Annotated in this window: 10 protein-coding genes and 3 pseudogenes; 6 read left to right on the forward strand and 7 right to left on the reverse strand. The window is 43.9% G+C overall.

Annotation, left to right across the window (positions count from 1 at the left end; translation table 11 throughout):
* Positions 1-228 precede the first annotated feature (228 nt).
* The 4 genes and pseudogenes from Vt282_RS19275 to Vt282_RS19290 form a co-directional block, all read right to left on the reverse strand.
* The gene (locus Vt282_RS19275) at positions 229-1,524 is read right to left on the reverse strand and encodes a dicarboxylate/amino acid:cation symporter (protein WP_162064445.1); all 1,296 of its coding nucleotides are present in this window, start codon (positions 1,522-1,524) and stop codon (positions 229-231) included.
* A 72-nt stretch (positions 1,525-1,596) separates the two neighbouring features.
* Positions 1,597-2,829 (reverse strand): NAD(P)/FAD-dependent oxidoreductase, encoded by a 1,233-nt coding sequence (locus tag Vt282_RS19280; protein WP_162064446.1) that lies wholly within the window; start codon positions 2,827-2,829, stop codon positions 1,597-1,599.
* A gap of 214 nt (positions 2,830-3,043) precedes the next feature.
* Positions 3,044-3,550 carry a general stress protein gene (locus Vt282_RS19285; RefSeq protein WP_162048514.1) on the reverse strand — a complete coding sequence of 169 codons (507 nt, stop codon included), beginning with the start codon at positions 3,548-3,550 and terminating at the stop codon, positions 3,044-3,046.
* Between the two features lie 305 nt (positions 3,551-3,855).
* Positions 3,856-5,185 (reverse strand): annotated as a pseudogene (locus Vt282_RS19290) (MFS transporter).
* Between the two features lie 315 nt (positions 5,186-5,500).
* Here Vt282_RS19290 and Vt282_RS19295 point away from each other — a divergent pair.
* The 5 genes from Vt282_RS19295 (at position 5,501) to Vt282_RS19315 (ending at position 9,454) form a co-directional block, all read left to right on the forward strand.
* The gene (locus Vt282_RS19295; protein WP_162064447.1) at positions 5,501-5,806 is read left to right on the forward strand and encodes a DUF1330 domain-containing protein; all 306 of its coding nucleotides are present in this window, start codon (positions 5,501-5,503) and stop codon (positions 5,804-5,806) included.
* A 31-nt stretch (positions 5,807-5,837) separates the two neighbouring features.
* A complete protein-coding gene (locus Vt282_RS19300) occupies positions 5,838-6,644 on the forward strand; it encodes an SDR family NAD(P)-dependent oxidoreductase (protein ID WP_162064448.1) in 807 nt (268 codons plus the stop codon).
* Between the two features lie 303 nt (positions 6,645-6,947).
* Complete coding sequence (locus Vt282_RS21090; protein WP_232055236.1) at positions 6,948-7,298, forward strand: hypothetical protein; 351 nt, start codon at positions 6,948-6,950, stop codon at positions 7,296-7,298.
* Between the two features lie 352 nt (positions 7,299-7,650).
* The gene (locus Vt282_RS19310) at positions 7,651-8,523 is read left to right on the forward strand and encodes a radical SAM protein (RefSeq protein WP_162064449.1); all 873 of its coding nucleotides are present in this window, start codon (positions 7,651-7,653) and stop codon (positions 8,521-8,523) included.
* A gap of 217 nt (positions 8,524-8,740) precedes the next feature.
* Entirely contained in the window at positions 8,741-9,454 is a 714-nt protein-coding gene (locus tag Vt282_RS19315) for a GntR family transcriptional regulator (protein WP_162064450.1), read from the forward strand.
* Positions 9,455-9,535: 81 nt separating this feature from the next.
* Here Vt282_RS19315 and Vt282_RS19320 read toward each other — a convergent pair.
* Positions 9,536-10,731 (reverse strand): annotated as a pseudogene (locus tag Vt282_RS19320) (enolase C-terminal domain-like protein).
* A 248-nt stretch (positions 10,732-10,979) separates the two neighbouring features.
* Here Vt282_RS19320 and Vt282_RS19325 point away from each other — a divergent pair.
* On the forward strand, positions 10,980-12,410 hold the full coding sequence (locus Vt282_RS19325; protein ID WP_162064451.1) for a PTS transporter subunit EIIC: 1,431 nt from the start codon (positions 10,980-10,982) through the stop codon (positions 12,408-12,410).
* On the opposite strand, the pseudogene Vt282_RS19330 reads toward Vt282_RS19325, so the two are convergent.
* Together Vt282_RS19330 and Vt282_RS19335 are read right to left on the reverse strand one after the other, a co-directional pair.
* Positions 12,378-13,319, reverse strand: a pseudogene (locus Vt282_RS19330) (LysR family transcriptional regulator). The gene Vt282_RS19325 and the pseudogene Vt282_RS19330 sit on opposite strands and share 33 nt — an antisense overlap.
* 42 nt (positions 13,320-13,361) lie before the next feature.
* Positions 13,362-14,273, reverse strand: coding sequence for a LysR family transcriptional regulator (locus tag Vt282_RS19335; RefSeq protein ID WP_162064453.1), 912 nt, complete (start codon positions 14,271-14,273; stop codon positions 13,362-13,364).
* Positions 14,274-14,380: the final 107 nt, after the last annotated feature.

Here is a 14,380-nt window from a genome sequence, read left to right on the forward strand (position 1 = left end):
CTGGCGAGGGATGACACTGGAAAACTTACTATATATTTTTATCTTCAAACAACTCTTGATCAGAGCTCGGCTACTATACATAGTTGTACAAATAATAACAGCATTATTTTCATTTTTTAGTCAAAGACCGTTTACCCACTTCCTCTCTGCTCGATTCCCCAAGCCTTCTAAAGCCTCACAACCCGCCCAACAGAGGATAATGGGCGGGTCTATATTTGCGCTCTGTAACTAATTCACTCTACATTCCTGGGCGGCGTATCGTCTCGATGCCGCTTCTCCTTTCATTTCGTCACAAGTCCATTTATCCACAACTAGAGAGGCGATTAAATCCCCTTCCACATTCACGGCAGTGCGGAACGTATCAAGCGGGCGTTCGATAATCAGTAGAATGGCGATCGCTTCTAACGGAATGCCCGCTGCAAGCAATACCATTTGCATGCCTGACATCGAGCCTGATGGCATACCCGGCGCACCAACAGAAGAAACCATCGCCATAATAAAGATCATCACCAGTCCAGAAGTGGTTAAATCCACACCGAATAACTGGGCAAGGAAAATTGCCGCGACACCTTCAAACAGTGCCGTGCCATCCATATTCATCACTGCACCAAGTGGCAACACCATACTACTCGTACTCTGTGATACCCCAAGTTCTTTCTCTGCAACTTGCATTGAAAGTGGTAACGTTGCAGAGCTTGATGACGTAGCAAACGCCATCGCCATTGGTGCCGATATTGCTTTAAACAGACGTTTATAGCTAATGCCCGTTACTACCTTGGCAATACTCGGCAGCACAACCAAACCATGAAACATAGTCAGCGCAAACACCAGCATTGCAAACATCAATAACTGTTTAAACAGCCCTGCACTGCCAGCCAACGTAAACTCAAATACAATTGAAAATACAGCCAATGGCGCAAGGCGAATTATCACACTCACCGCTTTATTCACGGCAGTATTGAACCCAGCGATAACATCGAACAATGCATGTTTTGCAGGAAGCGCTGAAAGCAGTGCGATCCCAAGAATAAACGAGAACACCACTATCGCCAGTAAGTTGCCTTGAGCCAGCGCTGCAAATGGGTTTACTAACGCCATGTTGAGCAGCTTAGAAGCAATAGCACCACCACCTGTCGCTTCCGAGCTAATCAAACTGACATTGTCACCAAGTGGTACTGCCGTGGTTAATGGCTGCCAATCAGGTAACGCCAGAGACACACCTAGACCTAACGAAATAGCAATCGCGCTAGTAAAGCTATAAAACAGAATGGTGGTACGCCCTGTTTTCTTCAAACGCATGGTTGAGCCAATGCTGGTAATACCTTGTAATAATGACAGCATCACAACAATGCCGACCACCATTTTAAGCAAACCCAAATAGAGCGTCTTACCCAATGCGATAAACTGCATCCAATTTTGGTGTTCCACGCTAAACTGGTTTGGCAATAGGTTCGCAACAAACCAAGCTAAAATTGCGGCAACCACCAGTTGTAATGGCAGTGATGAACGTAATTTGTTCCACATAAAAATGTTCCGAATAGAGCGGATAAAAAGCCGAGAAGTGCATGTGCACTTCTCAATAGTTAAGTTCTAAGACTAAGAAATGTTGTGTTTGTAGAAAGGATTGAGCGAGCCTTTGACACGTTTAAGCACCACGAGAGCAGTCACCCTTCCCCAACCAAACAAAATGCGCTGATGCAGTCTGAAAATGGTGTCGTAAAGGTTACGTACCAAGCGACCACGCAAAACCAGCTTATTATTCATCAAAGTACCAACAGCGTAATCATGACCAATGGCCACCAGCATGCCGCCATCATGAAACACAAATGGTTTGATCGCTTTGCCTTTTAGCAGCCGCTTAAGCTGCACAGCTAAATGACCCGCAGCTTGGTTAGCGGCTTGAGCTCGAGGTGGCACAAAACTGCCATCCGGTTGTGGGCATTCTGCACTATCGCCAATGACAAAAATCGCATCATCACGAGTGGTTTGTAAGGTCGCATCGACTTTCAGTTGATTAATGCGGTTAGTATCTAAACCATCTAATTGCGTTAACCAATCGGCGCACTTGATCCCTGCAGCCCAAATTTGCAGATCGGAAGTAATAATTTCTCCCGATGCTGTAACCAGCTTTCCATCTTGAGCACGTTGAATGCGTAGATCAGTACGGACATTGACGCCAAGCTTTTCTAATGCAGATTCAACTTTGGCTGACATCGATTTAGGGCCCGCAGGCAACACACGGTCTGCCGCTTCAATCAGACTAATATTGAGTTTGGTATCTTCTCGGTAACGTTCTAATTTGGCGCTAACTTTTGCCAGCTCCGCCGCCAACTCCACACCGGTTGCACCAGCGCCAACAATCGAAATGTGGTGCTCACCCTTGGTTTTTAGTAATGGGTTGATTTGCTCCCAAGCCTGTTTAGCTTGACTAGCAGAATCTAAAAACAAGCAATGCTCGCTCACACCCTGCGTTTTAAAATCATTACTCACAGCACCAACGGCAATCACAAGATAATCATATTCTACTTGTGATAATTCACCTTGAGCATCGCGAATCTCAATCGTTTTGGCTTGTCTGTCGAGCGAGTTCATTGACGCTTGAATATATTGGTAATGATTGCAATAAGCGTGTTGTAAATAGCTCACGGCATCCAGTTCATCGTCAAACGTACCCGCAGCAATCTCATGCAAGCGTGGTTTCCAATAGTGATGACTTGCAGGCTCAACCAATACAACTTGATGCTGATTGTTACGGGCAAAACTCTTTCCAAGATGAGTAACCAATTCAAGTCCAGCGGCACCGCCACCGACAACAACGATCTTTGACATCGTACTCCCCCCGTTTAAAACTAAAATTTGAATGGCGACAACCGAACTCGGCTATCACACGAAAACTGTTGGGAGGCATTATATTGATGTCTTTTGAAATGATAATGACCGACAATTACAAATAACTATTACGTATTTGTAATAATGTCAAACCATAGATATGAAAAAAGGCAGCCGAGGCTGCCTTTGCGCTTAAGTGTTTAGGTAGGGTAACTTAAGCTTTGATGTGTTCTGCTTCGTAGTCAGCTAAAATAGCGCGAGCTTTCACTGTATCTTCTGCATCGCCGTGTACAATCACTAGGAATTTGTCAGCTTTAATCGCAGATTCGTATTTAACAATGCTGTCTTTAGGAATACCGATACTGGCAAGTGCACCACCAATGGCACCTGCGCCACCAGTCACTACCGCACCTTCAATTGCACCGACAACGGTGGTAACAATTGGGCCTGCAACCATCAGCGCACCCACGCCTGGTAGCCAAAACATACCGGCACCAACAAGCGCGCCCCATAGGCCGCCCCAGAATGCGCCAGTTTTACCCCAAGTTTTTACACGGTCGCCTGTATTGTAGAAACCAGCAACATGTTCTTCGCTATGATAGCCTTTACCCAAAATTGAGATTTTTGAAACATCGTATTGCTCTTTTTGAAGCATTTTAACAATCTCTTCTGCTTCACTGTGAGTGTTTACGATGGTGATGACTTTATCTTGTTCTTTCATAACATATCTCCCTTTCGGAATTTGCTGATTATTATTCTAGTTAATTGCTATGCCCAGATACTCCCACCAAAAAACAAATAAATAAACGTGCATTCTTTGAGCATTAAGATTCTATATATCGCTTACAAAATTGGCATTTAAGACAATGATTTTTAATATAAATTTCCATGCCAACTATAAGGCTAAAATTGGAACTATATTGTTTCCACATCCTATGCAATAGGTTCAAAATCATGTAGGCAAAGAGGGAGGGCTCTCAGATTCGACATACACCTGAGAGCTTTTAAGTCATTTTAGTCGAGTGTTCAGAATATCGGTTGTTTCTTGTCTTTCAGATAAAAAGCCACACTGACAACAACAAATAAGACGGTAAAGTAATAAAAAAACGATGATAGCGAGGCAATAAAATCAATATGTTCAGCGATCTGGGCTTCGGTATAATTCTCAGAGACCAACTTGTAATAGTAGGCATACAGAATACCGATTGACCCATAGCCAAGGTTAAACATCAGTCCCTTAAAGCTCAGTACGGTTGCCCTGTTATGTGATTCTGTATTCTTGTTTAAGTGATAACTGATGAAGATGTTCATCGTCATAATAATGAAGATTAAGACCAATGCGGGAATCACACCATAAATCGGCCAGCCCAAACTGATGCAATAGTAGGTTGCCATAGTGGCGAACCCCATCATCAAAATAAAGGTTTTTGGTGCCATACTTTCTGCCAATCGACGGCTTTTACCAGCCAAAATAATCTGCAGTAAGCTCACCCCTGCCCCAATAAGACCGAAATAGATGATCGGAATATCAATCGCTCGGTAATATTGACTATTCATGGTTAAGAACATCCGTGACGTATGTTCAAACAAAGCGTAGTAAAGCAAAATAAACAACACGTAAGGCGTTGATAGCACCCATTTCGCGGTATTTAGTGTAAGTTTTAAGCTCTCTATGGTCGTCGACATTTTGGTACTGTCACTTGGCAATACCTTCTTCTCTTCCCTCATGCTCACTGCGGCATAAATGGCGATCATCGCAACAAACAGTGTGGCATAAACCGGGATACGCATAATATCTTGTGTGGTTTCAGGGGCTGTGAATCCCAACAATTGATATAGCTTAGCCATAAAATTCACGTCATACATCGCCGCACCAACCAAAGTGACAAAGATGCCCACGCTGGAGGCAATACGGAGTTGAACTTGTAGCACTCGAGGCCACAACTCTTCTTTGCCCTGCTCTTTTAGTGTGTCGTAAGCCAACGCTTCATCAGCCCCGCTGGCTAGTGCCATAGCCAAGCCACTTAATACTCGGTTAATCAAAAATACGATAAATACAAAAGTGGGATTCCCCGTAGGAACAAAGGCGATCATCGCAATTTCGATTAGCATCACAATGGAAGATAGCACCACCAGCTTTTTGCGCCCTAACGTATCCGCAAAGGCACCAGATGGCACTTCCGCTAATACAATGGTTGCTGCCCACGACATTAAGCATGGCAAACTGGGAGAGGGTTAACCCATAATCTAAATAAAGAAGGGTGAACACAGGGTAATAAAAGCGTGCAAAGTAGCTACACCTAAACATGAGGAAATAGCGCACATTACGAATTTGAAGGATCTCTTTGAGCGTCATGAAATACTCAGCAAATTAAACAACCTAAGATCATATATAGACCTTAGATGGGTTTATGTTAATCGGACAGGTTTTAAAGGCGGAAGATTATACAAGTTTCATAAGTACAACATTAAACATTTCTCATTCAACCTAGAGATGAATGCATCATAAAACGCAACCGAACATGAATTACCCCTTTATTCAGGTGAATTTTGTACTTACTTCTCTTTATCAACCAAATCTAAAAAGTCTTTCCTAAATAGAGGCGCTTATCATCTAAGCTCAATCACGTATGCTAATTACTTCAACGCAGCAATATCTAGGAGAAATGCGATGTCTGTTTACTACTCAGTGCTTGAAGTCACCCCAACCAATCAAGATTGGATTCCAACTTACGTTGAAAACTCAAATCGTTTGGTGGAAAAACATGGTGGTAAATATATTGCGAAAACTAGCGTACACGAACGCCTAGAAGGTGATAGAGAAAGCCCAGCACTGCGCATTATTATCCAGTGGCCTTCTCGCCAAGCTGCACTCGATTTTATGCAAGATCCAGAATATGCACCGCATCTAGCAGGCCGCACTGCCGGCTCAGTGAGTCATCATGCTTTGCTTGAAGGCCTAAATGCACAGGGATAATCCTGATTCAATCAACTTGTGAGAATTCAATATGCAAAAAGTTATTCTAGTTACTGGCGCTACCGATGGCATTGGTTTTGAAACCGCAAAAATGTTGGTTGAACAAAACCATCACCTTATCGTACATGGCCGCAGCGCAGCCAAGGTGGAAGATGTGGTGAACAAACTGCAAGCACTCCACGGCAACGCAAAAGTTGAATCTGTGGTCGCTGATCTATCGAACTTAAAAGCTGTGACTGCGATGGTGACAGAAATCGCAGAGCGCTTCGGTAAAATTGATGTGCTAATCAACAATGCAGGTGTCTACAGCACGCCGCACACCATTACCGACGATGGCTTGGACGTACGTTTTGTCGTGAACACTATCGCTCCGTACTATTTAACCAAAGAGTTGTTACCACTGCTTAGCTCAAGCGGGCGCGTCGTAAACCTCTCTTCAGCGGCACAAGCACCTGTTAACATTGATGCACTTGAAGGTCATCGTACGCTTGGTGATGGGGATGCTTACGCGCAAAGTAAGTTAGCACTTACCATGTGGTCAAGAGCGTTAGGGTTGGCTAATCAACATAATGGTCCAATGATCGTTTCAGTGAATCCAAAGTCATTTCTTGGTAGCAAGATGGTGAAAGATGCTTACGGCATTGCCGGTGGGGATTTAAACCAAGGTGCCGATATTCTTGTTCGCGCTGCATTATCCGATGAGTTTAATCACGCACACGGCAAATATTACGATAACGATATCGAAGCCTTCGCTCAGCCTCATAGCCAAGCGCTTGATGACGCCAAAGTGGCAGAAGTCATTGCTTCTATCGAATCATTGATCACCCGTCTCGCGTAATCGCCAAGCGAATATTAACACCCAGCTCACAGCTGGGTGTTTTCATTTCTAACCCTTTACACCGAGATTCACAGCAAAGCTGCATTCTTAGTTTTCTGACATTTTCCTCCCTACTGACTTAGACTCAATAACGTCAGGAAGCGCTATCCTTAAGGTGACTTGGATACCAACTTCAACGGAAATAGCCGAGCAATGAACACGGTACAAGAGGCAAGAATGAGTTTGTCGCGTATTAAACAAGGGATCGAAGAGCTATTTTGCGAACCTTCCTCATAGAAAAGCGCTTCATGCGTTGGTTCTTATATGGGTTTTAACCCAAATCATTTCATCAAACTTTATGCACGTCCACGCCGACACAATTTGAGTGGTATCAATCAAGTTGCGAAGCTGCATGTCTATGGCGGATTATTGCTCCTGCCCATTAGCTTGCTGTTTATCTACAAAGCACTCAAACGTCGCACTATCGCAGATATGTATCCTTGGTTATCAGGCAATTTTTCACAAATTAAGGCGGATATTCAAACATTACGCCAATTCACGCTTCCTAAGACTCATCCTGCGGGCTTAGCGGCGACCGTTGAAGGTTTGGGCTTGCGCCTGCTGCTTGCGCTGGTTACGGGTACACTTTGGTATATTGTGGCTCATCCGGCGTAGCACCAACGCTGCTTTCAATTCATAAAACCAGTGTTGGCTTAATCGAAACTTATTTCTATGCTCACGGCGCAATGGCGTTATTGCACTACATTCAATGGTGGCGCCTCAGGCTTGATAGAACCACCTTACGGTGCTCGCAATTTATCGCTGTTGCGAGTACCTCTTCCATTCCTCCACAATTAATTATCAATAAAACTAAAAGTCATTCCTATTTAATGTCAATTATCAACATCAAATACAATTGATAGACTGCCCTCATTGAATCTTGCCAGCCTTATGGCAAGTACTTTATAGCCTTAAGCGATACATCTGAGTTGTTCAGCATCGCTATTATTCACGCTGGAGAAACACTATGAACTACGAGGGCAAAGTATATCGACCATGGATTGAAGCACGCAGCATTTTGATTCAAGTGACCCTAGGTTGCAGCATCAATACCTGTACTTTTTGCAGCATGTTTGATGATAAACGCTTCAAAGTACGTGACATTGAAGACGTGCTTAAAGATATTGATGAAGCGCGACAAATCTATCCGCATGTTGAGTCAATTTTCCTCATCGATGGCAATGTAATGGCTGCGCGAACCGATTATCTACTTAAAGTCTTAGATAAATTGCGCACGACGTTTCCTGAATGTCAGCGTATTTCACTTTACAGCGGACTGAACGATTTTCGCCGCAAAACACCCGCCGAACTAAAAGAGTTGGTCGATGCCGGGTTAAACATGGCGTATTCGGGTTTGGAGTCTGGCGATCGTTTGATTTTGGATCAAATCAAAAAACGTATGTCACCAGAGCAAGCGATCGAAGGCATGGCGATGGCAAAAGAAGCCGGCATTGAAATGTTGCTCTCATTTATCTTTGGTTTAGGCGGACGTGAACGCTCGCAAGAACACATTATCGCCACCACCGATATTTTGAACATCATGCAGCCGGAACATATTGCGCCGATGGCATTAGCCGTTCAACCTGGTACGGAAATGGAACGCGATGTACAGGCAGGGCGCTTTATTATGCCAACCCAAATGCAAGTACTCGAAGAAGAAAAATATCTGTTGGAAAACCTGAATATTGATACCTTCTATTGGGGCGATCACGGCAATAATCTAATTCAACACAAAGGTTATTTACTCGACTCACGCAATTGGTTCTTAGGCAACGTCAATGATGCGATTAAGAACAACCCAATGGCAAAAGAGAACGTGATTCAAACCTTCTCTTGGTAGTTAGCCTCGAGTTACCAGCCTGAAATCAGCCCATATAAAAGTAGCTATTGGCATTCCACGCTAATAGCTACAAGACTGTATCGCATCGCCTTCAATGAAGTATGTTTGCCTCTCTGAGTTCGCTTTTCGAACGAAGAATTCACACCACTTCATGTAGGTTTGTATGCCGATATTGTTTAAAATGGTCGAAGTGGCATTGCTCATTTAGGGAAAACCATTGAAAAAGTATCAACAGCTCGTTCAAGACATCGTTAGTAAGATTTGTCAGGGAGCGATTACCAACAAACTCCCGTCAGAACGCGAGCTTTCCGAGCGTCACGACATTCCAAGATTTTCAGTAAGAAAGGCACTATCAAAATTAGAAGCGATCGGTATGGTGAAAGCCAAAGTCGGTTCAGGGTATTTCGTTAATACCTCCATTATGGAATCGCCACTAATTTACAACTCAATCACGGAAAACAAGTTTGACGAGATTGCCTATAAAAAACTCAAGCTCAGTAAGCGATTACCCACTCCGCACGAAATGGAAGTGTTCTCTATTGGTGAGAATGACTATTTATGGAACATCAAAAGGCTCCGTTTAGTTCAAAACAAGATTACTCAGCTTGAACAGGCTCGCCTACCCGTAAAACTGTTCCCGAAAATAACTGACAGCAACGTGGAAAACTCGCTGCAAAAATATGCCTTATCACTTGGGCTTGAAATTGATAGCTACCTCACGACTTACCAAGCCGTTAGTGTTTCAAGTGAAGATGCACAGTTTTTGGAATGTAAACGCTCGACTCCGGCAATGAGTATTACCAATCGTGGTTTTTTAAAGTCTGGCGAAGTGTTTGTGGTCAGTGAGATTCTCGATATTAACTATCAATGCACTTATCACACAAAATTCAATAACGAGAGCTTACTGCATCGAGATCAAGACGACCGCTAACAAGCGGTCGATTTATTGTTTGCTTAACTCGGTTAAACGCGGTTGCCAACGCACATTGGCTGCACGAGTTGGCTCTGCGGACTATGGGGTATGAATCGCACCATCTGGTAAACGGCTTTGTGTCCACTCATGTGGGCGATATTCCACAGGGAAATCAAGTGCTGCACTGCGATCCATCTCGACACCAATCCCCGGTATTTCTGCCGCATATAGGTAACCGTTTCTTGGCTCAGCTGCATTTGGAAATACTTTGTGCGTATTTTCGTTATAGTGAACATGTTCCTGAATAGCGCTGTTATGTAAATGCACATTCAAGTGAGTATTCACCGCTGCACCGATTGGAGTCATATCTGGCGGGCAGTGCCAAGCAATACGCACCCCAAAGCTTTGACACAAATGACCAAGCTTAAGCGCTGGTGTGATGCCACCAATTTGTGACACATGACAACGAATAAAATCGATGCGGCGATTGATGATCACTGACTTCCATTCTTCAGGGTTATTAAATAATTCCCCTAATGCTAAAGATACACAAGTTTGATTGCGAATATTATCCAACCATTCTGTTTGATTTGGCGGCAAAATATCTTCAATAAAGAATGGGTTATACTCTTCGACTAATTTAGCGAATCGTAACGCTTGATTAGGAAATAATCGTTCATGTACATCATGCAATATATGAAACTGGTTTTATATTTAATTCGTAATTGCTTATCCTCAACCGTATTTTCAACATACTGGTCTTGATCATAATAAGAACCCGCAGTTGGCTGCTCTGTCGCGTGTAAATTATCAGGCACGCCACCATAAAAGCCTAATTGACAACGAATGTGTTTATAGCCTTGACTTAAATATTCATCAACTTGCTTATATAAGCCTTCCATCGTGTCGCTCGTTGCATGAGTATAAACCGCAATCGCATCACGAGACTTGCCACCAAAAAGCTGGTGCAAAGGCATGCCTGCACGCTTCGCTTTGATATCCCACAATGCCATGTCGACACCAGATATGGCATTATTGATCACCGGACCATTGCGCCAATAGGCATTAACCATCATCATTTGCCATAGATCTTCGATGTTACTTGCATCTCGACCAATCATGAGTGGCTTGATGTACTCGTCCACCATCGTCTTTACAGCAAGTGGACGCTGTTGAAAAGTAGCACAACCGTAACCGGTCAGACCCGATTCTGTTTCGACGATGACTGTTATTAAATTGTGTCTATCTGGTTTCGTAATAATACATTCGATATTTGAAATGATATCTTTTGTCATAATTTTAACTCAAAACGGGTTTCTACATTTATATAAACTTGAAAATAGGCACATTTCAATAGGTATTTTCGTCAATTTTCAACTGGTTCGTTTCGCTTTACTTTGGGGTTAGAAAACAAACCAATGATAAAAAACCGCAAAATTAATATTTAGCCTTTTGTGTGACATAAATCTCTTTATTTTCGATTGGATAAAATTCACTGGCCGATATGATGAATTCAATAAATTAGTGAAGCTTGAGGTTTCTCATGGAATTAACAGAAAAGAATAACGATGTAATTGCACATGCAACAACATCGAGCACAAATAATGAGCTAAATACGCATTTAGATGCACTCGTTAATGCACTTGGTGGTCGCGACAATATCATCAACATTACCCACTGCATGACTCGCCTACGCTTTAAACTTGCTGACGAAACATTAGCCAATAAAGAGACCATTGAGGGTATCAAAGGCGTAAAAGGTGTCGTTCTTGCCCAAGGACAAACTCAAGTCGTGATCGGTGTGGAAGTCGAAAAGTGGTACAACGCTTTATCTGGTGCTGCGCAGGCAACTGAGTCAGTTGAGATGGATGCAGAAAAAGGCAAGCTATTCCAAAATGCGATGCGAATCGTCGCAGGTATTTTTGGCCCTGTCGTACCAGCTATCGCTGGTGCCGGCATGCTAATGGGTCTGCTATCTGGTTTGATTGCAACCAACGTCATTTCAGAAAGCTCGGATACGGTGTTCTTCTTCCGCTCGATTTCAACTGCCGTGTTCTTCTTCCTGCCGATGCTCGTTTCTTTCTCGGCAGCGAAAGTATTTAAGGTCAACGAGTACATCGCTCTGGCTGTGGCTTCAGCAATGCTCTCACCAGCGCTGGTACAAAAAGCCGCCGCACTAAAAGAAGCTGGCGCAAACCCAGAGCTTAACGTATTTGGTGTGGTACCTGTTGAACTGCTTGGTTACGGTGGTGCTATCGTGCCTGCGATTCTTGCGGTTTGGGTTCTCTCTAAGATCACACCATTTGTTGATCGCTTCGTACCTAGCTCAGCGAAACCGGTATTCACACCGTTGCTGGCCTTTACCGTAACATCAGTCGTGGTGCTTTCATTCGTCGCACCTGCAGGTATGTGGCTAAGTAATGGCGCAGGCTGGGTGGTAAGCTCTCTACTTGAGATCTCTCCAACGCTAACCGGCTTTATTTTTGGTCTAACTCGTCCAATTACTATCGTGTTGGGTATCCATCACAGCATGACACCAATCAGTTTGAACAACTTCGCTTTGTACGGCAAAGATCTACTGATGCCTATTATGTGTCTGGGTAACATTGCTATCGCGGGTGCAACTATTGCCATGTGGTACAAACAACGCAGCAGCGTGTCTAAAGAGCAATCAACGGTAACGCTTGGTTCTGGTATCACGGCCATTCTTGGCATCACTGAGCCAGCGCTATTCGGGATTCTAACCAAGTACACTAAAGCACTATTTATGGCGAGTTTGGCGGCAGGCATCATGGGTGCGGTATCGGTAACGATTGATACGCATCTAACCAGCTACATTCTGTCATCAATCTTTAGTTTGCCAGCATATTTGGCAAGCGGCACACAAAACTTCATTCAAGCTGTGCTTGGGGTTGTCGGTGTCTTTGCTCTGTCTTTTGCACTAACCATCATGTTTGTCCGTACGGAAAAATAACTGAAACCCAGTAACGAAAAAGGCTCTCATTACGAGAGCCTCTTTGCTAAATGGAGGATTACCATAACTCGGCAAAGTAATCAATAAATGGCGGGACGGGGCTTGGATCGGCTTTAAATCCTTTGCATTCGAGACCAACGGGTACTCTTTTAGCACCTGAACCAATCGTCCGCTGGCAAACTCTTTGTAAACGCTCCACTTTGAGTTAATCGAAATGCCTAGTCCATTCGCTGTTGCATCGCGCATCGCATCACCGCTATCAACACGAATGTTACCTTTCGCTTTAATCGTAACTGGGCCTTCCGGCGTTTCAAATGTCCACTGATCCATTCCCATCAACAATACACAGTTGTGATCGGCTAACTCACGCGGATGTTTCGGTTCACCATACTTCGCGAGATATTCTGGGGATACACAAACAATTCGTGGATCGCCAGCGATTTTCTTCGCCACCAGCGTCGAATCTTTAAGCTCGGAAATACGAATGGCAATATCAAAACCACCCTCAACCAGATCCAAAACTGAGTCAGAAAAGCGCAGATCCACGTTTAAGTCTGGGTACGTTTTGAGAAAATCTTTTAGTGCTGGCATCAAGTGCATGCGACCAAATGATGCTGGGGTTGTGACTCGTAATGTCCCCCTCGGGGAAGCTTGCCCTACACCGATCGCCCCTTTCGCAGCATCAACACTCGCCAGCACATCTTCTGCATGAGGCAGAAATGCCTCGCCTTCTTGAGTGAGAGAGACTTTACGCGTGGTACGGTGCACCAAACGCACACCTAAACCTTCTTCTAGCTTGTTGATGTGGGCGCTTGCAACCGCTGGAGAGAGGCCCAGTTCGCTGCCCGCCATACTAATGTTGTGAGTAGAAGCCAAACGCACAAATAACTTTAAGTGCTCGATATTCATAACGATCCTTTTTGCTAGTGAGCAAACTTATCTTCAACAAAACTATACTTCGTCTCGAAGCTCTTCAACCACTAAATCAATAAAGCGGCGCACTTTGGTCGACATATGTTTGCGACTTGGGTAAACCAAGCACATTTCAATTTTATGTACTGGTAAATCGGTAAACAATTCCACTAACTCACCACTGTTTAACCCAGGTTGAACGAAAGCCTCCGGCAAACGGCAAATACCTTGGCCTAAAATGCTTAAACTCAGCTCCATTTCTGGGCTATTGGTGGTCACGACACTGGTGACGTCGACTTTGATTAGTGAGCCATCACTATCGACATAACTCCATACATATGGGTTTTTATGGTTGCTGTAACACAGCAATTTGTGACGAGTGAGTTCGCTTGGGTGTTTAGGTACGCCAAATTGCTCAAGATAAGCAGGAGAAGCGACGGTTCGCGTACATGAACGCTGCACCAAACGGCTAATCAAACTCGAATCTTCAACCGTTGCTGATGAACGCAGCACCACATCGTAGCCTTCACCAATCAGATCAACTCGGTGATCACTGGCAAAAACCTCAACCTTTACCTTGGGATAAAGCTGCATATATTTGGCCAGAACTGGGCTTAATTGCTGCGCACCAAAGCTGATGGGACAACTGATTCTCAGTACCCCTTTCGGCTCTTGTTGCTGGCCACTGATTGCTTGCTCAAGTTCTTGAGCACTCTCGATCAATTGCCGGCTTTGCTGAAAATAATGCTCGCCTTCTGGCGTTAAACTGAGAGTACGAGTAGTACGGTGCAGCAAGCGCACCCCTAGTCTATCCTCCAGTTTGTTTATTTCTTTACTGATATAAGAGGTAGAGTGCCCAGTAAGATTGGCTGCATTGGTAAAGCTACCTTGCTCGACCACTGTGCTAAAAATCACCATTCCATCAAGTAAATTGGTCTGTGCTGGCATCATTGGTCACCACTATTACAAGTCATATGGAAATAATAATTACAGTTACCCTATTAATAAAAGAATGGAACAAAACTAAACTAGCTTCATCAACCAATTCGAGGGGAATC

It is taken from the genome of Vibrio taketomensis (assembly GCF_009938165.1).
GTDB classification, from domain to species: Bacteria; Pseudomonadota; Gammaproteobacteria; order Enterobacterales; family Vibrionaceae; genus Vibrio; species Vibrio taketomensis.

Excerpts from the sequence above, each read along its gene's own strand:
- Vt282_RS19285 (WP_162048514.1), bottom strand. The coding sequence starts at position 3,550 with ATGAAAGAACAAGATAAAGTCATCACCATCGTAAACACTCACAGTGAA.
- Vt282_RS19335 (WP_162064453.1), bottom strand. The coding sequence starts at position 14,273 with ATGATGCCAGCACAGACCAATTTACTTGATGGAATGGTGATTTTTAGC.
- Vt282_RS19280 (WP_162064446.1), bottom strand. The coding sequence starts at position 2,829 with ATGTCAAAGATCGTTGTTGTCGGTGGCGGTGCCGCTGGACTTGAATTG.
- Vt282_RS19325 (WP_162064451.1), top strand. The coding sequence starts at position 10,980 with ATGGAATTAACAGAAAAGAATAACGATGTAATTGCACATGCAACAACA.
- Vt282_RS19295 (WP_162064447.1), top strand. The coding sequence starts at position 5,501 with ATGTCTGTTTACTACTCAGTGCTTGAAGTCACCCCAACCAATCAAGAT.
- Vt282_RS21090 (WP_232055236.1), top strand. The coding sequence starts at position 6,948 with ATGGGTTTTAACCCAAATCATTTCATCAAACTTTATGCACGTCCACGC.
- Vt282_RS19300 (WP_162064448.1), top strand. The coding sequence starts at position 5,838 with ATGCAAAAAGTTATTCTAGTTACTGGCGCTACCGATGGCATTGGTTTT.
- Vt282_RS19275 (WP_162064445.1), bottom strand. The coding sequence starts at position 1,524 with ATGTGGAACAAATTACGTTCATCACTGCCATTACAACTGGTGGTTGCC.
- Vt282_RS19310 (WP_162064449.1), top strand. The coding sequence starts at position 7,651 with ATGAACTACGAGGGCAAAGTATATCGACCATGGATTGAAGCACGCAGC.